At 63.8% G+C, this 18,586-nt stretch carries 19 protein-coding genes; 8 read left to right on the top strand and 11 right to left on the bottom strand.

Annotation, left to right across the window (positions count from 1 at the left end):
- The first annotated feature begins 179 nt into the window (after window positions 1-179).
- From phoU to R9B85_RS12200, 3 genes are all read left to right on the top strand, one after another.
- Window positions 180-950: a phosphate signaling complex protein PhoU gene (phoU, locus tag R9B85_RS12210; RefSeq protein WP_112249438.1), complete on the top strand. Its 771-nt coding sequence runs from the start codon at window positions 180-182 to the stop codon at window positions 948-950.
- A 164-nt stretch (window positions 951-1,114) separates the two neighbouring features.
- Complete coding sequence (locus tag R9B85_RS12205; RefSeq protein WP_423771039.1) at window positions 1,115-2,011, top strand: response regulator; 897 nt, start codon at window positions 1,115-1,117, stop codon at window positions 2,009-2,011.
- A gap of 239 nt (window positions 2,012-2,250) precedes the next feature.
- Entirely contained in the window at window positions 2,251-3,147 is an 897-nt protein-coding gene (locus R9B85_RS12200) for a M23 family metallopeptidase (RefSeq protein WP_133969754.1), read from the top strand.
- A gap of 117 nt (window positions 3,148-3,264) precedes the next feature.
- Here the strand turns inward: R9B85_RS12200 and R9B85_RS12195 are convergent, their stop codons facing one another.
- The 3 genes from R9B85_RS12195 to phoB form a co-directional block, all read right to left on the bottom strand.
- Entirely contained in the window at window positions 3,265-4,605 is a 1,341-nt protein-coding gene (locus R9B85_RS12195) for a hemolysin family protein (protein WP_112249435.1), read from the bottom strand.
- Between the two features lie 228 nt (window positions 4,606-4,833).
- The gene (phoR, locus tag R9B85_RS12190; RefSeq protein WP_375149963.1) at window positions 4,834-6,141 is read right to left on the bottom strand and encodes a phosphate regulon sensor histidine kinase PhoR; all 1,308 of its coding nucleotides are present in this window, start codon (window positions 6,139-6,141) and stop codon (window positions 4,834-4,836) included.
- Window positions 6,142-6,189: 48 nt separating this feature from the next.
- A complete protein-coding gene (gene phoB, locus R9B85_RS12185; protein ID WP_003253341.1) occupies window positions 6,190-6,879 on the bottom strand; it encodes a phosphate regulon transcriptional regulator PhoB in 690 nt (229 codons plus the stop codon).
- 172 nt (window positions 6,880-7,051) lie between these two features.
- Here phoB and R9B85_RS12180 point away from each other — a divergent pair, with 172 nt between their 5' ends.
- Window positions 7,052-7,423, top strand: coding sequence for a COG4315 family predicted lipoprotein (locus tag R9B85_RS12180; RefSeq protein WP_112249433.1), 372 nt, complete (start codon window positions 7,052-7,054; stop codon window positions 7,421-7,423).
- Window positions 7,424-7,523: 100 nt separating this feature from the next.
- On the opposite strand, the gene ubiA is transcribed toward R9B85_RS12180, so the two are convergent.
- Both ubiA and R9B85_RS12170 read right to left on the bottom strand, forming a co-directional pair.
- Window positions 7,524-8,414, bottom strand: a complete 891-nt coding sequence (ubiA, locus tag R9B85_RS12175) for a 4-hydroxybenzoate octaprenyltransferase (protein ID WP_133969750.1) — start codon at window positions 8,412-8,414, stop codon at window positions 7,524-7,526.
- A complete protein-coding gene (locus tag R9B85_RS12170; RefSeq protein WP_112249432.1) occupies window positions 8,414-8,971 on the bottom strand; it encodes a chorismate--pyruvate lyase family protein in 558 nt (185 codons plus the stop codon). Before R9B85_RS12170 ends, ubiA begins: the two co-directional genes overlap by 1 nt.
- Window positions 8,972-9,217: 246 nt before the next feature.
- Here R9B85_RS12170 and R9B85_RS12165 point away from each other — a divergent pair, with 246 nt between their 5' ends.
- From R9B85_RS12165 to R9B85_RS12150, 4 genes are all read left to right on the top strand, one after another.
- The gene (locus tag R9B85_RS12165; RefSeq protein ID WP_003253349.1) at window positions 9,218-9,385 is read left to right on the top strand and encodes a rubredoxin; all 168 of its coding nucleotides are present in this window, start codon (window positions 9,218-9,220) and stop codon (window positions 9,383-9,385) included.
- Between the two features lie 16 nt (window positions 9,386-9,401).
- Window positions 9,402-10,550, top strand: a complete 1,149-nt coding sequence (locus R9B85_RS12160) for an NAD(P)/FAD-dependent oxidoreductase (RefSeq protein WP_423771038.1) — start codon at window positions 9,402-9,404, stop codon at window positions 10,548-10,550.
- 186 nt (window positions 10,551-10,736) lie between these two features.
- Window positions 10,737-11,036, top strand: a complete 300-nt coding sequence (locus tag R9B85_RS12155) for an HU family DNA-binding protein (RefSeq protein ID WP_112249430.1) — start codon at window positions 10,737-10,739, stop codon at window positions 11,034-11,036.
- A 149-nt stretch (window positions 11,037-11,185) separates the two neighbouring features.
- The gene (locus tag R9B85_RS12150) at window positions 11,186-11,560 is read left to right on the top strand and encodes a helicase (RefSeq protein ID WP_112249429.1); all 375 of its coding nucleotides are present in this window, start codon (window positions 11,186-11,188) and stop codon (window positions 11,558-11,560) included.
- Window positions 11,561-11,685: 125 nt separating this feature from the next.
- Here the strand turns inward: R9B85_RS12150 and R9B85_RS12145 are convergent, their stop codons facing one another.
- The 6 genes from R9B85_RS12145 to exbB form a co-directional block, all read right to left on the bottom strand.
- Entirely contained in the window at window positions 11,686-13,089 is a 1,404-nt protein-coding gene (locus tag R9B85_RS12145) for an aminoacyl-tRNA deacylase and HDOD domain-containing protein (protein WP_252379157.1), read from the bottom strand.
- A 78-nt stretch (window positions 13,090-13,167) separates the two neighbouring features.
- Window positions 13,168-15,246 carry an ATP-dependent DNA helicase RecG gene (gene recG, locus R9B85_RS12140; RefSeq protein ID WP_112249427.1) on the bottom strand — a complete coding sequence of 693 codons (2,079 nt, stop codon included), beginning with the start codon at window positions 15,244-15,246 and terminating at the stop codon, window positions 13,168-13,170.
- A gap of 3 nt (window positions 15,247-15,249) precedes the next feature.
- Complete coding sequence (locus R9B85_RS12135) at window positions 15,250-16,176, bottom strand: hydrogen peroxide-inducible genes activator (RefSeq protein ID WP_013974805.1); 927 nt, start codon at window positions 16,174-16,176, stop codon at window positions 15,250-15,252.
- 94 nt (window positions 16,177-16,270) lie between these two features.
- Window positions 16,271-17,002: an energy transducer TonB gene (locus tag R9B85_RS12130; protein ID WP_112249426.1), complete on the bottom strand. Its 732-nt coding sequence runs from the start codon at window positions 17,000-17,002 to the stop codon at window positions 16,271-16,273.
- On the bottom strand, window positions 16,999-17,427 hold the full coding sequence (gene exbD / locus R9B85_RS12125; protein ID WP_112249425.1) for a TonB system transport protein ExbD: 429 nt from the start codon (window positions 17,425-17,427) through the stop codon (window positions 16,999-17,001). Before exbD ends, R9B85_RS12130 begins: the two co-directional genes overlap by 4 nt.
- A gap of 3 nt (window positions 17,428-17,430) precedes the next feature.
- Window positions 17,431-18,405, bottom strand: coding sequence for a tonB-system energizer ExbB (exbB, locus tag R9B85_RS12120; RefSeq protein ID WP_207877005.1), 975 nt, complete (start codon window positions 18,403-18,405; stop codon window positions 17,431-17,433).
- Window positions 18,406-18,586 lie beyond the last annotated feature (181 nt).

The following is an 18,586-nucleotide window of genomic DNA, read 5'->3' as shown; positions in this document are numbered from 1 at the left end:
CGGGACAGGTACCTGGCCCCTGTGGGAGCGGGTTTACCCGCGAAGCAGTCGCCGCGGTGTCTGGCACCGGCTTCGCCGGTGTTCGCGGGTGAACCCGCTCCCACAGGATGTGTTTGCCAAGGTGGACCAGGGAATGACACGAACTACTTGAAGCTTGCAGCTTCTTCGCGGAGCGAACGATGATCAACAAAGAAAGCCTTACCCATCACATTTCCCAGCAGTTCAACGCCGAGCTCGAAGAGGTGCGCAGCCACCTGCTGGCCATGGGCGGCCTGGTCGAAAAGCAGGTCAACGACGCAGTCACTGCGCTGATCGAAGCCGACTCGGGCCTGGCCCAGCAAGTGCGCGAAGTCGACGAGCAGATCAACCAGATGGAGCGCAACATCGACGAGGAGTGCCTGCGCATCCTCGCCCGTCGTCAGCCGGCGGCCTCCGACCTGCGCCTGATCATCAGCATCTCCAAGTCGGTGATCGACCTGGAGCGCATTGGTGACGAATCGACCAAGATCGCCCGTCGCGCCATCCAGTTGTGCGAGGAAGGCGAGTCGCCGCGCGGCTATGTCGAGGTGCGCCATATCGGCGACCAGGTGCGCAACATGGTCCGCGACGCGCTGGACGCCTTTGCCCGCTTCGACGCCGACCTGGCGCTGTCGGTGGCCCAGTACGACAAGACCATCGACCGTGAATACAAGACCGCCCTGCGTGAGCTGGTGACCTACATGATGGAAGACCCGCGCTCGATCTCGCGGGTACTGAGCGTGATCTGGGTCCTGCGTTCGCTGGAGCGTATCGGCGACCATGCGCGCAACATCTCCGAGCTGGTGATCTACCTGGTGCGCGGCACCGACGTGCGTCACATGGGCCTCAAGCGTATGACGGCAGAAGTGCAGGGCACTGCTGTTTCTGATGGCGAAAACGCTAATGTTCCGGGCGAACCTGACGATAAGTAAGGTTGCTCCCGAGCATCGACGCCCGGCCTTGGCCGGGCGTTTTCGTTTGCGGTCGAGGAGCCGGCAGGCACCCGCGAACGATGTGAAGAAGTCCCGGCGTGACCAAGTTGTAGCAAGTGGCCATTATTCGGCGGTAGGCTAGTCGGGATTCAGAAGGAGTATCGATGAGTAAAGTGAATGTGCTGGTCGTGGATGACGCCCCGTTTATCCGTGATCTGGTCCGCAAATGCCTGCGCAATGCCTTCCCGGGCATGACCATCGACGACGCCGTCAACGGTCGCAAGGCCATGGCCATGCTGGGCAAGGAAGCGTTCGACCTGGTCCTGTGCGACTGGGAGATGCCGGAAATGTCCGGGCTTGAGCTGCTCACCTGGTGCCGCCAGCAGCCAGAGTTGAAGAACCTGCAGTTCATCATGGTGACCAGCCGTGGCGACAAGGAAAACGTCATCCAGGCGATCCAGGCGGGCGTTTCCGATTTTGTCGGCAAACCGTTCACCAACGAGCAGTTGCTGACCAAGGTGAAAAAGGCCCTGACCAGGATCGGCAAGCTCGACAGCCTCATGGCCAGCGGCCCGGCACGGGTCAACTCGGCGTTCGCCAATGACTCGCTGAATGCGCTGACAGCCGGCAAGCCTGAAGCGGTAAAGGTTGCGGCGCCGGCAGCTGCACCGGCTCCCGCCCGGCCAGTGACCAACGCCCCCCGGCCCGCCGCCCCCGCGCCGACCGGCCGTGGCCAGGGCCAGTTGCGCCTGGCAGGCGGCATGCAGCCGTGCGTGATCAAGGCGCTAAGCCTTAAAGAGGCCTTGCTGGTGGTGCGCCGTGGCGACGCGCTGCCCCAGGTCCTGGAAGGCGCGGTGCTGGACCTGGAGCAGGGCGAGAACGCCGAGGTTGCCCGCCTTAACGGCTACCTGCATGCCGTCGCGGCACTGGAACCCAAGCCCGACAGTGACTGGTTGCAACTGACCTTCAAGTTCGTCGACCAGGATGCTCAGAAGCTCGACTACCTGTCGCGGCTGATTGCCCGCGGGACGGCGCAGAAGCATTTCACCCCCGGCGCCTGACTCCAACCTCACACCGCCCTCTTTGTAGGAGCGGCCTTGTGTCGCGAAAGGGCTGCAAAGCAGCCCCAGCAATCGATACGGCGACGCTGAAATCCTGGGGCTGCTGCGCAGCCCTTTCGCGACACAAGGCCGCGCCTACAAAAAACTGTGCAGCCCACGGCCATCCGACCAACTGCAATACCCGCCGCAAAACCCGCTGCTAGTCTTCGACAGATCATAACTGTCAAAAAGCCACTATCATGCCCGCCCGCCTGCTGCTGTTCTGTGCATTGCTCATGGCCTCGGCGTCGAGCCTGGGCATGACCATTTACGAGATCACCGATGATGGCCGTGTGACCTCCTATTCCGACCGGCCCGGCCCCGGTGCCAAAACCTTTGTGCGGCGCGTACCCATGGTGGAAGTGCCCGAAGGCCAGGTGCTGCTGAACGCGATAACCTTCAACGGCGGCGTGAGCTTTTCGGCCCGCAACCAGCTGCATGTGCCAGTGGAGGTTGAGTTGCGCCTGGACAACCTGGTGAACGCACAAGGTGGCAATGCCCCGCGCACGGTGCGCCGGGTGCTGCCGCCGCGCACCACGCAAATGCTCAGCGTGCTCAGGGGGCGGCCCGGGCTGCTGTTGAACTACCGCTCGACTCTGCTGCAGGCCATGGGCGATCCGGGCAAGCGGCCCCAGGGCTTTCGCTATGCATTCCCCTGGATTGGCGGGCCGTTCCGCGTGACCCAGGGCCCCAATGGCCGGGTCAGTCATTTTGGGCCCAAGGGGCGCTATGCCATGGATATCGCCATGCCCGAAGGCACCACCATCATCGCGGCGCGGGAAGGGGTGGTAGTGAAGACGGAGAACAGCCAGAGCGGGCGCGGCCCCAACCCGTCAGGCAATTTCGTCAGGGTCCTGCACCCGGACGGCACCATGGGCGTGTACCTGCACCTGATGCGCGGTTCGGTGGTGGTAGCGGAGGGGCAACGAGTGCGCCAGGGGCAGATGCTGGCCAAGTCGGGCAATACCGGTAACAGCACCGGGCCGCACCTGCATTTCGTGGTGCAGCGCAATGTGGGGTTGGCGCTGGAGTCGATACCTTATCGGTTCGACAGGCCGATCGGTGGATTGCCTGACTTCACTGCGGGTAACCCTTGAGATTTTTGGGGCCGCTTTGCGGCCCTATCGCGACACAAGGCCGCTCCTACAGGGACACGCGAACCCCTGTAGGAGCGGCCTTGTGTCGCGATGGGCTGCAAAGCAGCCCCCTGGCCCTCAATCCAGCTTGAGCACCTTGGCCAGCACGATCTTCGGCCCTTTCATCTTCTTGATGATGATACGCAGCCCTTCAACCTCCAGCACTTCCTCTTCTTCAGGTACGCGCTTGAGTGTCTCGTAGACCAGCCCCGCCAGGGTTTCCGCCTCGATATGGTCAAGGTCGACGCCCAGCAGGCGTTCGACCTTGAACAGCGGCGTGTCGCCACGCACCAGCAGCTTGCCAGGCTGGTAGGCGAGGATGCCGCGCTCGGTCTTGCGGTGTTCGTCCTGGATGTCGCCTACCAGCACTTCCAGCACGTCTTCCATGGTCAGGTAGCCAATTACCTTGCCATCGGCTTCCTCCACCAGCACGAAGTGCGCGCCGCCCTTGCGGAACTGCTCCAGCAACTGCGCCAGCGGCATGTGCCGCGACACGCGCTCCAGTGGCCGGGCAAGGTCGTCGAGGTCGATGGTTTCGGGCAGGTGCTCGAGTTCGGCCAGTTCCAGCAGCAGGTCCTTGATATGCAGCAGGCCGGTGAACTCCTCCCGCTCGGCGTCGTAAACCGGGTAGCGGCTGAACTTGTGACGGCGCACCAGGGCGAGGATCTGCTTCAACGGCGCATGGGCGTCGATGCTGACCATGTCCTCGCGCGAGTTGGCCCAGTCGACCACCTCCAGCTCGCCCATTTCCACGGCCGAGGCCAGCACGCGCATGCCCTGGTCGCTCGGGTCCTGGCCACGGCTGGAGTGCAGGATCAGCTTGAGCTCTTCACGGCTGTAGTGGTGCTCGTGGTGCGGGCCGGGCTCGCCCTGGCCAGCGATGCGCAGGATGGCGTTGGCACTGGCATTGAGCAGGTAGATGGCCGGGTACATCACCCAGTAGAACAGGTACAGCGGCACGGCGGTCCACAGCGACAGCAGTTCGGGCTTGCGGATGGCCCAGGACTTGGGCGCAAGCTCGCCGACCACGATGTGCAGGTACGAGATGACGAAGAAGGCGACGAAGAACGAGATGGCCTTGATCAGCTCGGGCGTGTCCACGCCCAGGTATGCCAGCAGCGGCTCGAGCAGGTGGGCGAACGCCGGTTCACCGACCCAGCCCAGGCCCAGCGAGGCGAGGGTGATGCCCAGCTGGCAGGCCGACAGGTAGGCGTCGAGCTGGTTGTGTACCTTGCGCAGGATGCTGCCACGCCAGCCGTGCAGCTCGGCGATGGACTCGACGCGGGTGGCGCGCAGCTTGACCATGGCGAACTCGGCGGCAACGAAGAAGCCGTTGAGCAGCACCAGGAGCAAGGCAAAGATGATCATGCCGAAATCGGCGAATAACGAGGTGAGGCTGATACCAGGGGAAGGGTCCATGATGGAGTTTTTACGGGGTCCGTCTTCGAGATAGAGAGAAAAAAAGAGCCAGCTCTTGCTGGCACAGGGGGTCCAATGTAGCGGCTGGGGCCGCAAAAGCAAAGTGTGGTGGATTCATTGGGGCCGCTTTGCGGCCCATCGCCGGCAAGCCAGCGCCCACGGGGGAGAGCGGAGCATCTGTGGGAGCTGGCTTGCCGGCGATGGGCTGCAAGGCAGCCCCCCAGGTCCTCAAGCCTTGCCGTTGGCCAATTGTGCCGTCGCGAAGTGACAGGTAAAGGTACTGCCATGCCCCGGCACGCTGCTGATCTCCAGCTTGCCGCGGTGGCGCATCAGCACATGCTTGACGATCGCCAGCCCCAGCCCGGTGCCGCCGGTATTCGACGCACGGCTGGAATCGACCCGGTAGAAGCGCTCGGTCAGGCGCGGCAGGTGCTTGGCATCGATGCCCACCCCCGAGTCCTGCACCGACAGGTGCGCGCCCTGGGCATCGGCCCACCAGCGGATACGGATGCTGCCTTCGTCCTGGGTGTACTTGACCGCGTTGAACACCAGGTTGGAAAAGGCGCTGCGCAGCTCCGACTCGCTTCCCTTCAACTGCACGCCGGGCGCGGCTTCCAGGGTGATGCGCTGGTTGCGCGGCCCGGACAGGGCCTGGGCGTCGTTCTTGATCGCGGCGAGCAAGGCATCGACCGCTACCGGCTGGTTGTCCGACGGGTAGTCGGTGGCCTCCAGCTTGGCCAGCAGCAACAGGTCGTTGAGCAGTGTCTGCATGCGCGAGCCTTGCTGGCTCATCTGCTGCAGGGCTCGGCTCCAGCGCGGGTTCACGTCCTCGACATTGTCCAGCAGGGTTTCCAGGTAGCCGGTGATCACCGTCAGCGGTGTGCGCAGCTCGTGGGAGACGTTGGCGACAAAGTCCTTGCGCATCTGCTCCAGCTGGTGGATGCGGGTAACATCGCGCACCAGCATCAGGTGCTCGTTGTTGCCATAGCGGGTGATGTGCAACTGCACGCGCATGCGGTCGTTGATCGGCGAGGGAATCTCCAGCGGTTCGAGGTAGTTTTCCGCCTCGAAGTATTCCTTGAAGCGCGGGTGGCGCACCAGGTTGGTCACTTGCTGGCCGCCGTCCTGTGGGGTCTTGAAGCCCAGAAGGGTCTCGGCGGCGCGGTTCCACCATTCCAGGTTGCCGTCGCTGTCGAGCATGATCACCGCGTCACGCAGTGCGGCCGTAGACTCCTGCACCCTGTCGATCACCGCTTGCAGGCGGCCGCGCACGCGCTGGTCGCGGCGTTGCAGGTGGTAGATGCTGTCGAACACTTCGCCCCACAGGCCGTAGCCATCGGGCGGTGCTTCGTCGGGCTGGTGGTTGCGTAGCCAGTCATGCAGGCGCAGCAGTTGCTTGAGGGTCCAGCCCAGATAGAGCGCCAGGCCGATGGCCAGGCTCCATCCATAGTAGCCACTGACCAGCCCGCCGATCAGGCAGACGGTAATCAGCAGCAGCAGGTGGCGAATCAGGGTCGCGTGCCAGTTCTGGTTCAATTGACGGTCCTTGTACAACGACGTGCAGCTTGGCGCTTTTCGGCTCGATCAGCTCTTGGTCGAGAAGCGGTAGCCGGTGCCCCGGACGGTTTGTACCAGATTTTCGTAGGCTTCACCCAGCGCCTTGCGCAGCCGGCGGATGTGCACGTCGACGGTGCGTTCTTCGACATAGACATTACCACCCCACACCTGGTCAAGCAGCTGGCCACGGGTGTAGGCGCGCTCCTGGTGGGTCATGAAGAACTGCAGCAGGCGGTATTCGGTAGGGCCCATCTCGGCTGGCTTGCCGTCGATGGTCACGCGGTGGCTGATCGGGTCGAGCAGCAGGCCGCCGACTTCGATCGGTGCCTCGCTGTCGCTCGGGCCGGTGCGGCGCAGCACGGCTTTCAGGCGGGCGACCAGCTCGCGCGGCGAGAACGGCTTGGTGATGTAATCATCGGCGCCTACTTCCAGGCCCTGGATCTTGTTGTCCTCTTCACCCTTGGCAGTGAGCATGATGATCGGGATGTCGCCGGTCAGTTCGTCGCGCTTGAGGCGGCGGGCCAACTCGATGCCGGAGGTGCCCGGCAGCATCCAGTCGAGCAGGATCAGGTCCGGTTTGCGGTCGACGATGATCGCGTGGGCCTGTTGGGAGTTTTCCGCTTCCAGGCAGTCATAGCCGGCCATTTCCAGGGCAACGGCGATCATCTCGCGAATCGGTGCTTCGTCGTCGACGATCAGAATGTTCCTGCCAACCATGCTCAAAACCTCTCCTGGATACGGTGTCTTGGCCCGCATTAGATAACGGAATTATTGCAGCTGTGTGACAGGGTGTTGGCTGTTCTGGCGACATTCCATGACTGAACTAGGCTTGAAAGAGCCGCAATCGCGGCAATTTCAACTCAATCCCCCCGAAACAATGGTGAATCCAATGACACGACAAACGCTGAGCTGGATGGCCCTTTTCACTGCGCTGGCGCTACCGGGGGTGGCCTCTGCCGACCATGCGATGGAGAAGGGCGGCATGTTGGTCGACCATGCCGGCATGACCCTGTACACCTTCGACAAGGATGCGGGCGGCAAGTCGATGTGCAACGGCGAATGCGCCACCAACTGGCCACCACTGATGGTCAAGGCCAATGACGAACCGGCCAAGGACAAGTGGACGGTGGTGATGCGCGATGACGGCAGCAAGCAGTGGGCCTATGACGGCAAGCCGCTGTATACATTCATCAAGGACAAGAAGGCCGGGGACAAGACCGGTGATGGCGTGAAGGATGTCTGGCATATCGCCAAGCCTTGAGAGTGTCCGCTTTCCTTGTGGGAGCGAGTTCAGCCGCGAATGCTGCAGTGCAGCAAGCATTGCATTCGCGGGTAAACCCGCTCCCACAAGGGCGGTGCGTTCAGCGCAATGCGTAATCCAGCACCACCCCGATGAACACCAGCATCCCGGCCCAGTGGTTGTGCAGAAACGCCTTGAAGCACGACTCCCGGTCCAGCTTGCGCGTCGACCAGTACTCCCAGGCAAAGCACGCCGCCGCGCCCAGCAGCCCCAGGTGGAACCAGCCACCCAGCTCGAAGCGGCTGCCGGCCAGCAACAGGCAGCCCAGCGACAGCAGCTGCAAGGTCAGGATGATGGTGCGGTCGGCGTCGCCGAACAGGATAGCGGTCGACTTCACGCCGATCTTCAGGTCGTCATCACGGTCGACCATGGCGTAGTAGGTGTCGTAGCCCACCGTCCACAGCAGGTTGGCGATGTACAGCAGCCAGGCGCTGGCCGGCAGTTCGCCGCCCGCTGCGGTGAAGGCCATGGGAATACCCCAGGAATACGCCGCCCCCAGTACCACCTGCGGGTAATAGGTGTAGCGCTTCATGAACGGGTAGCAGAACGCCAGTGCTACCGCACCGAACGACAGCCACACCGTGCGGCTGTTGGTGCACAGCACCAGCAGGAAGCTCACGCCGACCAGGATGGCGAACAGCGCCAGTGCTTCGCGCGGGCGAACCCGGCCGCTGGCCAGGGGGCGGTCGGCGGTGCGTTTGACATGGCCGTCCACCTTGCGGTCGGCAAAGTCGTTGATGCAGCAACCTGCGGCGCGCATCAGCACCACACCGAGGCCGAAGATCAGCACGTTGGCCAGGGTTGGTGAACCGTTGCCGGCAATCCACACCGCCGACAAGGTCGGCCACAGCAGCAGGTAGATACCAATCGGCCGATCCATGCGGCTGAGCTGGACGAAGTCCCAGGCCCGTGGGTGCAGGTGGTTGAGCGACTTGAGCAGTTGCAGGTACATCAGCGGTTTTCCTCCTTGGCCGCTTGCCACAATGCTGGCAGAAACACCTCTGCTACCAGCAGGTCCAGGCCGCCACGTTCGAAGCGCGAACGGCGGCCCCACAGCGCCACGTGTGCCGCTTCGCTCGGTAGCCAGGCCTGTGGATAACTGCACACCTCGATGGGGTGGCGGATGAACGCCTGGTCACAGAACAGCAACTCGCCCAGCGAACGGCTGCCCAGGGTTTCCAGGTCCAGCCCACCGCGCTCCAGGGCGCTGCGGCTGGCGACGCTGCGGGCGAACACCCAAGGTTGGCCATGGCCGCGCAGGTACACCTCACGCACCCAGCCTTCGGCGCCGGCGGTGGTGCCCAGTGCCTGGCATTCGTCATCGCGCAGCGGTTGCCAGCCCTCGAACAGCGGGGTGACGGAGAAGTGATCGTTGGACAGACGGGTCAGGCGGCGGGTCAGCGAGCCCTCGTCGAACAGCCAGTCAAGGGTGGGCTGGTCGAGATCGGTCGCCAGCTGTGAATACGGCAGCCACGCGACAGCGGCTGCTTGCGGGGATTCGTACGACACGTCGGTCTGCTTGTTACAACCAGAGAGGCGGCGAGCTTAGCATGATTGCCCCGACTGCTTGCATACTGCCGACAGGGCCGCTACAAAGCCCCCACGAATCGCGCGCTGGCTTCTTCGCGGCTAAAGCCGCTCCCACAGGGAACGCACAACCTCTGCTGCTGTGCGGTCCTTGTGGGAGCGGCTTTAGCCGCGAAAGGGCCATCAGCCGCAACACAGCCCCAGCCTGAACCGAGGAATCCCACCCCCATGAAAAAGTGGCAATGTATTGTCTGTGGCCTGATCTACGACGAAGCCGAAGGCTGGCCCGACGACGGCATCGCCCCCGGCACCCGCTGGGAAGATGTGCCTGAAGACTGGCTGTGCCCCGACTGCGGCGTGGGCAAGAGCGACTTTGAAATGATCTCCATCGGCTAATCGAGGAAAGCACGACATGACGTCCCCTGTGGTAATCATCGGTACCGGCCTTGCGGGCTACAACCTGGCCCGTGAATTTCGCAAGCTCGATGCGCAGACGCCACTGCTGCTGATCACCGCCGATGACGGTCGTTCCTACTCCAAGCCCATGCTGTCCACCGGCTTTGCCAAACAGAAGGACGCCGACGGCCTGTGCATGGCCGAGCCGGGCGCCATGGCCGAGCAACTGAATGCCGAGATCCGTACCCATACCCGCATCAGCGGCATCGACCCAGGCCACAAGCGCCTTTGGATTGGGGAGGAGGCGGTGGAATACCGCGACCTGGTGCTGGCCTGGGGTGCGCAGACCGTGCAGGTACCGATCGAAGGCGACGGCGGCGAACAGGTGTTCCCGATCAACGACCTGGAAGATTACGCGCGCTTCCGTGCCGCCGCCGTCGGCAAACAGCGTGTGCTGATCCTCGGTGCCGGCCTGATCGGCTGCGAATTCGCCAACGACATGAGCCAGGGCGGCTTCCAGGTCGATGTGGTGGCGCCGTGCGAGCAAATCATGCCGACCCTGCTGCACCCAGCCGCTGCGACTGCCGTGCAGGCCGGGCTGGAAGGCCTGGGCGTGCGCTTTCACCTGGGCCCGGTACTGACCCGCCTGCAGCAGGTGGCCCAGGGCCTGGAGGCGCACCTGTCCGACGGCAGCGTGATCGCCTGCGACCTGGTGGTTTCGGCCATCGGCCTGCGCCCGCGCACCGACCTGGCCGCCGCCGCTGGCCTGCAGACCAACCGCGGCATTTGCGTGGACCGCCAGTTGCGTACGTCCCACGCCAACATCTTTGCCCTTGGCGACTGTGCCGAAGTCGATGGTATCAACCTGCTCTATGTGATGCCGCTGATGAGCTGTGCCCGGGCCTTGGCGCAAACCTTGGCCGGCAAGCCGACAACGGTCGCCTACGGGCCGATGCCGATCACCGTGAAAACCCCGGCCTGCCCACTGGTGGTCTCGCCGCCGCCCCAGGGCCACGAAGGCACTTGGCAGGTGGAGGGGCAGGGCAGTGACCTCAAGGTGCTTTGCCTTGATGCAGACGGCAAGCTGCTGGGCTACGCCCTCACCGGGGCGGCCGTGATGGAAAAGCTGGCCCTGAATCGCCAGCTGCCGGCCGTGATGGCGTAAATAGCTGGCGTTCTGTCGGATTTATCCTGTTGTTGATTGCACAATGGCCGCCCAGATACTGGCGCGGCCCCGGTGCACGTGCCATCCTCACTTCCGTCTGCCGCAGATTAGAGCCTGCGGTGCCTTGAGCGCTGCTCCAAGGGCAGCACGGCATAACAACAAGAATTCCGTCAAAGAGGCTTCACTATGCGCAAACCAGAACTCGCCGCCGTCATCGCCGAAAAGGCCGATCTGACCAAGGAAAAGGCCAATCAGGTTTTGAACGCGATTCTCGACAGCATCACGGGTGCCCTGGACAAGGACACCGTGACCCTGGTCGGTTTCGGCACCTTCGAAAAACGTCATCGCGGTGCGCGTACCGGCAAGAATCCGCAAACCGGTGAACCGGTCAAGATCAAGGCCAGCAATACCGTGGCTTTCAAGCCAGGCAAGAACCTGCGTGACAGCGTCAACGCCCCCGTCAAGCCGTCCAAGAAAGGCAAGTGATCGCTCCCTGACAACCCCCAGTGTCAGCCAAGCGGGCGCCCCAGGGCGCCCGTTGTGCTTTCTGCAGGCAAAATGTTTCGAACTTGCATAAATAGTTCTGGAAAAGGATAGACTGCGCGCCTTAGTCACTTTTAATTCGAGGCGCGTTGATGAAGTTCCGCTTTCTTCTCTGGGCCATGGGGCTGTTGATGGCCAGGGCCAGCCGCAACAACCCGGCGTTCCAGCAGCAGCTCAAGGGCAAGGACCTGGTGTTCCAGATGCAGACCCTGGACGGCAAGGTCGCCCGGCACTTCATCGTCAGCAACGAACGCGTCAGCAGCAAGGGCGGCGCGCACCCGCAGCCGGCGTTTGCCATTGCCTTCAAGGACGCAGCCTATGGCTTCGCCACCATGCAGGCAGGTAACAAGCAGTTGGCGTTCATGCAGGGGATTCAGGACAAGAGCATCCAGATCAAGGGCAATCCGGCGCTGGTGATGTGGTTCCAGGGGTTGATGAAGTACCTGAAGCCGAAGAAAAAGGGCTGAACGCCTATAGGCCTGCTGACCCATACCCTGTGGGAGCGGGTTTACCCGCGAACACCGGCAAGCCGGTGCCATACACCGCGTCGCGATCTTCGCGGGTAAACCCGCTCCCACAGGGGCCAATCATGTCAGTGCGGTGCGTGGAACTGCGAAGCCAGCTCACGCAACAGGCTCTCTGCCTCGAGCACCTTGTTCACCACATCCTCGGCCTTGTCCCGGGTAATCCCCAGCCGCTCCAGCAACTCGTCCGGAATCTCCTGCTGTGGCCCAGAGCCGATCCCCCGCGAGCGCAGCAGGCGGGTGGCCAGGCATACCAGGTTGGGGAACGCCGAAAACTCGCCTTCATAGGCTGGGTCGTGCTGGAAGCGCAGCGCGGTGGACAGTTCTTCCGGCATGTCCCACAGCTTCATCAACCAGGCACCGATCTGCTCGCGGCTGATGCCCAGCAGGTGTTGTTCCACGTAGGTGTGGCAAACGTGCGGGTTGACCTCCAGGTGGCGACAGATCAGCGAGAAGTGCGGCGGGAACACGTGCGCCAACAGTAAATAGCCGAAGTTGTGCAGGAGCCCGGCCAGGTAGGTCAGGCCGGCCTCGGGGCGCTCGGCTCGTGGCATGGCGCGGGTCAGGCCTTCGATGATCGCGGCGGTGTAGATCGACTGCTGCCAGTACGGCGTGGCCTGCTGCGGGTGGTCTTTCGGCAGGCTCAGGGTCTTGCCCAGCGCCAGGCCAAGGGCCAGGTTGATCACCAGGTCGAAGCCCAGCACGCGCACGATGGCATCTTCCACTGAGCGGATCTTGCCCGGAGAGGCGTAGTAGGGTGATGCCGCCCAGCTCACCACCTGCGCAGCCAGCGCCGGGTCGGTCTCCACCACGCCGGTGATATCGTCGATGCTGGCGTTGGGGTCTACCCGCAGCTTGATGATCTTTTGCGCGGTGTCGGCCAGCGGCGGAATTTCGATGGTTTCTTCCAGGCGCTTGTGGATGCGCCGGGCAGTGAAGGCCTGGACGGCATTGGTGATTTCCCGGGTGTCATCATCGGGGCGATCGAGGTTGGGGCTGATCGCCTCGACTTCCTGACCGAAGCTGCTGGCGCTTGCCTTGGCCAGCATGCGCTTGAAGTGCGCGCGTTCGATTGCCAGCAGCAGGCCGGCTTCGCCAGACTGGATAAAAACGGTTTCGGCGTCGAGCAGGCTTTTTTCGTACTGGCACGGCGAGCTGGTCAGCGCCGGGATACCTGGCAATGCCTTCAGCTGGTGCTTGTCCAGCATCTGCTTCAGGCGCGGCACCGACACCGCGGTGAGCTTGCGCCCAGTCAGTTCCGCCAGGCGATCGAGGTCCAGCAGCTGGCTCTGCGGGAACAGCACCATCATGGCGCCGACCTCGTCGTCGAGCAGCACGGTCTGTACCCGCGCCGCTGCCGGCAGGTGCGGATGTTCGACCACCTCGCGGTAGGCCACGCCGAGTTTGTCGAGCAGCAGCCGGATGACCGAGGGAGCGTGTGGGGTTGCGGTGTCCAGGGCAACTTCAGTCATGGTCCGTATCCACTGATTCTTTTAAACGCGAAGTATAACCAGCCTAGGGGCAAAACTGGATCCATTATGGGACCAGCGTCACACTTGGCCATATTGCTGGCCATGACGCAGCCAGCGGTCAAGCAGTGGGCTGACATGCTCCGGCCAGCGTGCGACCAGGGCCTGGGCGGCGTCGCGCACGGCCGGCAGCAGGTCGGCGTCGCGCATCAGGTCGGCGACCTTGAACTGCAACAGGCCGGTCTGGCGGGTGCCTAGCATCTCGCCCGGGCCACGCAGTTCCAAGTCTTTTTCGGCGATGATGAAGCCATCGTTGGTTTCCCGCATGATCCCTAGCCGCTCGCGGCCGATCTGCGACAGTGGCGGGTGGTACAGCAGCACACAATGGCTGACGGCGCTGCCCCGGCCAACCCGGCCACGCAGCTGGTGCAACTGGGCAAGGCCCAGGCGCTCGGGGTTCTCGATGATCATCAGGCTGGCGTTGGGCACGTCCACACCCACCTCGATGACCGTGGTGGCGACCAGCAACTGCAGGTTGCCGGCTTTGAATTCGGCCATGATCTCAGCCTTTTCCGCCGGTTTCATGCGCCCGTGGATCAGCCCCACCCGCAACTCGCCCAAGGCGCTGCCCAGCTCCTCGTAGGTGCTTTCGGCGGCCTGGCAGGTCAGCTCTTCGGATTCTTCGATCAGGGTGCACACCCAGTAGGCCTGGCGCCCTTCGGCGCAGGCCGCGCGCACCCGCTCGACCACTTCGAAGCGGCGGCTGTCGGCCACCAGCACGGTGTTCACCGGCGTGCGCCCGGGCGGCAGCTCGTCGAGCACCGAGGTGTCCAGGTCGGCATAGGCGCTCATGGCCAGGGTTCGCGGAATTGGCGTGGCGGTCATGATCAGCTGGTGCGGGCACAATTCGCCGGCCACGCCCTTTTTGCGCAGGGCCAGGCGTTGCTGCACGCCAAAACGGTGCTGTTCATCGATGATCGCCAGGGCCAGATGCTTGAACTTCACTTCTTCCTGGAACAGCGCGTGGGTGCCGACCACCATTGGCGCACCGTTGGCGATCTGCTCCAGGGCGGCTGCCCGGGCCTTGCCCTTGAGCTTGCCGGCCAGCCAGGCCACTTCGATGCCCAGCGGTTCGAGCCAGCGCTTGAAGGTGATGTAGTGCTGTTCGGCGAGGATCTCGGTAGGCGCCATCAAGGCCACCTGATAGCCGGCTTCCAGGGCCTGCAGCGCGGCCAGGGCGGCGACCACGGTCTTGCCGGCACCCACATCGCCTTGCACCAGGCGCATCATCGGCTCGTGCTGGCTGAGGTCGTAGGCAATTTCGTTGGCCACCCGCTGCTGCGCGCCGGTCGGTTGGAAGCCCAGGTTGGCCAGGTACTGCGCCTGCAGGCGCTGGGCCTTGGGCAGCACCGGCGCGCGCAGGCTGCGCAGGCTTTCGCGCAGGCGTTGCTGCGACAGCTGGTGGGTCAGCAGTTCTTCGAAGGCCAGGCGGTGCTGGGCCCAGTGCTGGCCTTCGGCAAGCTCGTCGAGGTCGGCGTCGGCCGGCGGGTTGTGCAGGTAGCGGATGGCATCGTCCAGCGGCGCCAGCTGGTAGTCCCGGGCCAGTTCGTCGGGCAGCCAGTCCGGCAGGCTGCGCGGGCCGAGCAGGCCCAGGCTCTGCTGGCACAGCAGGCGCAGGCGTTGCTGGGTGAGGCCTTCGGTGGACGGGTAGATCGGTGTCAGGGTCTGCTCGACCGGTGGCGGCGGTTCGTCGCCGTTCAGCGCGCGGTATTCCGGGTGGTAGATTTCCAGGCCCGAAGCGCCGGGGCGGGCCTCGCCGTAGCAGCGCAGGTGGGTGCCACGCTTGAGGCCTTCCTTCTGCGCGTTGCTGAAGTGGTAGAAGCGCAGGCTCAGTACACCGGTGCCGTCACCCAGGCGCACCACCAGGCTGCGGCGCTTGCCCATGGTCACGTCGGCGCCGCTGACCACCCCCTCGATCACCGCGTCCTGGCCAGGGCGCAGTTGGCCGATCGGCACCACGCGGGTGCGGTCCTGATAGCGCAGGGGCAGGTGGAACAGCACGTCCTGCAGGTTTTCCAGGCCGACCTTGGCGAGTTTCTCCGCCATGGCCTCGCCAACCCCCTTGAGTACCGTGACCGGGACCTTCGACAGCTCACTCATGACTCAGGCCGGTTGTTCCGCTGGGGCTTTGGCGACCGAGCACAGGCGGATCGAATCGGCGAGGATCTCGATGGCCTTCGGCCGCGGGAAGCTGGCGCGCCAAGCAATGGCCACGGTGCGGAATGGAGCCGGTGCAGTCAATGGGCGAACCTCGATGACGCCGGGGGCGTAATGGTGGCTGTGCACCGCCGACAGCGGCAGGATCGACACGCCAAGGCCCGAGGCGACCATGTGGCGGATGGTTTCCAGCGAGCTGGACTCCACCGTGGTGTGCTTGGATCCTTCACCGCCCTTGTTCAGCGTTGGGCAGGCTTCCAGTACCTGGTCGCGGAAGCAGTGGCCTTCACCGAGCAGCAACAGGCTCTTGTCGTTGAGCATGGCGGTGTCGATGGTCTTTTTCGCCGTCCACGGGTGGTCGGCCGGCATCAGGGCGCAGAACGGTTCATCGTACAGCGGCAGGGTCAGCACGTCGGCTTCGTTGAACGGCAGGGCGATGATCACCGCGTCCAGTTCGCCGTTGCGCAGTTTTTCGCGCAGTACGTGGGTGAAGTTCTCTTCGATGTACAGCGGCATCTGCGGCGCCACGCGGTGCAGTTGCGGGATCAGGTGCGGGAACAGGTACGGGCCGACGGTGTAGATGGCACCGACCTTGAGCGGGGCGGTGAGTTGATTCTTGCCGGCCTGGGCCAGCTCGCGAATGCCCTGGGCCTGCTCCAGTACCTTCTGTGCCTGGGCGACGATGCTTTCGCCGACCGGGGTCAGACGGACCGCGCTCTTGCTGCGCTCGAAGATCAACACGCCAAGCTCATCCTCGAGCTTCTTCACACCGACCGACAGGGTCGGCTGGCTCACGTGGCAGCGCTCGGCGGCATGGCCGAAGTGCTGTTCCTGGGCGAGTGTGACGATGTAGCGTAATTCTGTGAGGGTCATAACGTGCGTCCATGAAGTTGCGAGCCCAGCATAGCGGCTGCAATCGATAGACGCACGTTATCAGACTTGCCGATTTGTGACAGAAGCAAAAGTCTCAGCGGCGGTCCAGCGAGTAGACGAACGGTGCCACGACTTCGATCGTGCCATTGTTCAGCAACTCGGGTGGCGGCTTGGGTACCGTGCCGGCCCGACGGATCATTTCCAGGGTCGCCCGGTCCAGGGCGGCACTGCCCGAGCCACCGGCCATGGAGTACGACACCACCTTGCCTTCGGCGTCGACCACGAAGCGCAGGCGGTTGATGCCCTGCAGGCCGCGCCGACGCGCGTCTTCCGGGTAACGCTTGTACTTGGCCAGGTGACGCAGCAGGTCGCTCTGCCAGGTCGGCAGGGCGTTGCTGTTGGACGCAATGCTCGGCGCCGGTGCCGCGGACTTCTGCGGTGGCGTGTTGCTGGGCGGTGCGTCTACCGTTTGTTCGGTCGGCGGTGCTTCCTTCGGCGGCTCAGGCTTTTTCTCGGGCTTTGGCGGCTGCGGCTTGGCCTTCGGCTTGGGCGGCTTGGCAATGGCGATCTTGGGTTTGGGTGCCTCGGCCAGCTTCGGCAGCGGCGGTTCCTCGACCGGTGCCGGTGGCTGCGGCGCCGCTTTAGGGGGCGGTGGTGGCGCAGGCTCTGGCAACGGCGCCAGTTCGACCATCATGGCTGCCGGGGGCAGTTCGATGGCCTGGGGCACCGACCAGTTGAGCGTCAGCAGCACGGCGACCACGTGCACGCCCAGCACGATCGCCAGGCTGCCACCGTAGCGCGCCATGTTAGAGCGCGTTCTTGTCATTTCTTGGCTGCCGTCTCGAGACCTACAAGACCGACTTTGAGGTAGCCGGCCGCGCGCATGTTGTTCATCACGTCCATCAGGTCACCGTAATCCACGCCTTTGTCAGCCTGGAAGAAGATGGTGGTTTCCTTGTCGCCCTTGGTCTTGGCATCGAGCATCGGGCCAAGCTGGTCGGGGGCAGGGACCTGATCGTCACCGACGTACAACTTCTGGTCGGCCTTGACGCTTACGAACACCGGTTTCTCGGGCCTCGGTGCCGGCTTGGCGGTCGAGGCCGGCAGGTCGACCTTGATGTCGACTGTGGCCAAGGGGGCTGCGACCATGAAGATGATCAGCAGCACCAGCATTACGTCGATGAACGGCGTAACGTTGATTTCGTGGTTCTCGGCGAGGTCGTCGCCACCTTCGTTGAGATGCAGGCCCATGGCTTACCCCACTTTCACCATGTGCGGGGCAACGCGATCGCTGCCCTGGTGGTCCAGGTCACGGCTGACCAGCAGCAGCACCTGGGCGGAGGCGTCGGACACCTGGGCCTTGTAGCCGGCGATGGAGCGGGCGAAGACGTTGTAGATGACCACGGCCGGAATTGCTGCGACCAGGCCCAGGGCGGTGGCCAGCAGGGCTTCGGCGATACCCGGGGCAACCACGGCCAGGTTGGTGGTCTGGGTCTTGGCGATGCCGATGAAGCTGTTCATGATGCCCCATACGGTACCGAACAGGCCGACGAATGGCGCAGTAGAGCCGATGGTGGCGAGTACGCCAGTGCCGCTGCTCATGGTGCGGCCGCTGGCGTGTACCAGGCGCTCCAGGCGGAAGCTGACGCGCTCCTTGATGCCTTCTTTTTCGCGGGCGTTGGCCGACAGGCGCATCTCTTCGAGGGCATCGTGGACCAGGGTGTGGGCCAGAGTGCCTTCCTTGTTGGAAACCTCGCTGGCTTCCTTGAGGCTGGCGGACTTCTTCAGCAGGGCGATTTCACCACGCAGGCGACGCTTGGCGCCCATCAGCTCGAAGCCTTTGGCAATCCAGATGGTCCAGGTGATGATGGAGGCGATGGCCAGGCCGATCATTACCGCCTTCACCACCACGTCGGCGTTCTTGTACATGCCCCATGGGGACAGGTCGTGGGCCATGCCCAGCGAGGTGTCTTCAACCAGGGCTTCGACGCTCGGGTCTACCGCGACCGGGGCATCAGCCGGGGTGGCGGCAACTGCGCCGTCAGCCGGTGCTGCGACTGGAGCAGTTGCCGGAGCAGCTGGTGCAGTAGCGGCTGCAGGCGTGGCAGCATTGGCAGTTGGCTCATCGGCCATGGCCGCCGGGGCCAGCACCAGGCTGAGTGTCAGCGCGGCGATGGCGCGCCAGGCGCGCGACGGGGTTGGCGAAGCGGAAGGTTGAGTACGTGTCATGCTGGCCGGACCTGATGAAGAATAAAGTGAACGTTCTCCAAGGCCTCGAGGTAGGCCGAGAACAATTTGGCGGCCATTATTGCAAGTAATTCTTGTTAACAAAAGTAATCTTGTTGCTTTTTTCGCCTATGGTCTAGCCATCCATCGTGTAGCGTGGTCGGGCTGATCAATTGGTCTAGGG

It is taken from the genome of Pseudomonas sp. NLJ1 (assembly GCF_049486705.1).
GTDB lineage: Bacteria > Pseudomonadota > Gammaproteobacteria > Pseudomonadales > Pseudomonadaceae > Aquipseudomonas > Aquipseudomonas inefficax.
The sequence above is the reverse complement of the archived record's forward strand: the minus strand, read 5'-3'. Positions and strand labels throughout refer to the sequence as shown.

Bases quoted from the DNA above. Each gene is read 5' to 3' on its own strand.
- recG (WP_112249427.1), bottom strand. From the start codon at position 15,246: ATGAGTGAGCTGTCGAAGGTCCCGGTCACGGTACTCAAGGGGGTTGGC.
- R9B85_RS12130 (WP_112249426.1), bottom strand. From the start codon at position 17,002: ATGACAAGAACGCGCTCTAACATGGCGCGCTACGGTGGCAGCCTGGCG.
- ubiA (WP_133969750.1), bottom strand. From the start codon at position 8,414: ATGTACCTGCAACTGCTCAAGTCGCTCAACCACCTGCACCCACGGGCC.
- R9B85_RS12165 (WP_003253349.1), top strand. From the start codon at position 9,218: ATGAAAAAGTGGCAATGTATTGTCTGTGGCCTGATCTACGACGAAGCC.
- R9B85_RS12205 (WP_423771039.1), top strand. From the start codon at position 1,115: ATGAGTAAAGTGAATGTGCTGGTCGTGGATGACGCCCCGTTTATCCGT.
- R9B85_RS12150 (WP_112249429.1), top strand. From the start codon at position 11,186: ATGAAGTTCCGCTTTCTTCTCTGGGCCATGGGGCTGTTGATGGCCAGG.
- R9B85_RS12155 (WP_112249430.1), top strand. From the start codon at position 10,737: ATGCGCAAACCAGAACTCGCCGCCGTCATCGCCGAAAAGGCCGATCTG.
- R9B85_RS12195 (WP_112249435.1), bottom strand. From the start codon at position 4,605: ATGGACCCTTCCCCTGGTATCAGCCTCACCTCGTTATTCGCCGATTTC.
- phoU (WP_112249438.1), top strand. From the start codon at position 180: ATGATCAACAAAGAAAGCCTTACCCATCACATTTCCCAGCAGTTCAAC.
- R9B85_RS12160 (WP_423771038.1), top strand. From the start codon at position 9,402: ATGACGTCCCCTGTGGTAATCATCGGTACCGGCCTTGCGGGCTACAAC.
- R9B85_RS12135 (WP_013974805.1), bottom strand. From the start codon at position 16,176: ATGACCCTCACAGAATTACGCTACATCGTCACACTCGCCCAGGAACAG.
- R9B85_RS12180 (WP_112249433.1), top strand. From the start codon at position 7,052: ATGACACGACAAACGCTGAGCTGGATGGCCCTTTTCACTGCGCTGGCG.
- exbD (WP_112249425.1), bottom strand. From the start codon at position 17,427: ATGGGCCTGCATCTCAACGAAGGTGGCGACGACCTCGCCGAGAACCAC.
- phoB (WP_003253341.1), bottom strand. From the start codon at position 6,879: ATGGTTGGCAGGAACATTCTGATCGTCGACGACGAAGCACCGATTCGC.
- exbB (WP_207877005.1), bottom strand. From the start codon at position 18,405: ATGACACGTACTCAACCTTCCGCTTCGCCAACCCCGTCGCGCGCCTGG.
- R9B85_RS12200 (WP_133969754.1), top strand. From the start codon at position 2,251: ATGCCCGCCCGCCTGCTGCTGTTCTGTGCATTGCTCATGGCCTCGGCG.
- R9B85_RS12145 (WP_252379157.1), bottom strand. From the start codon at position 13,089: ATGACTGAAGTTGCCCTGGACACCGCAACCCCACACGCTCCCTCGGTC.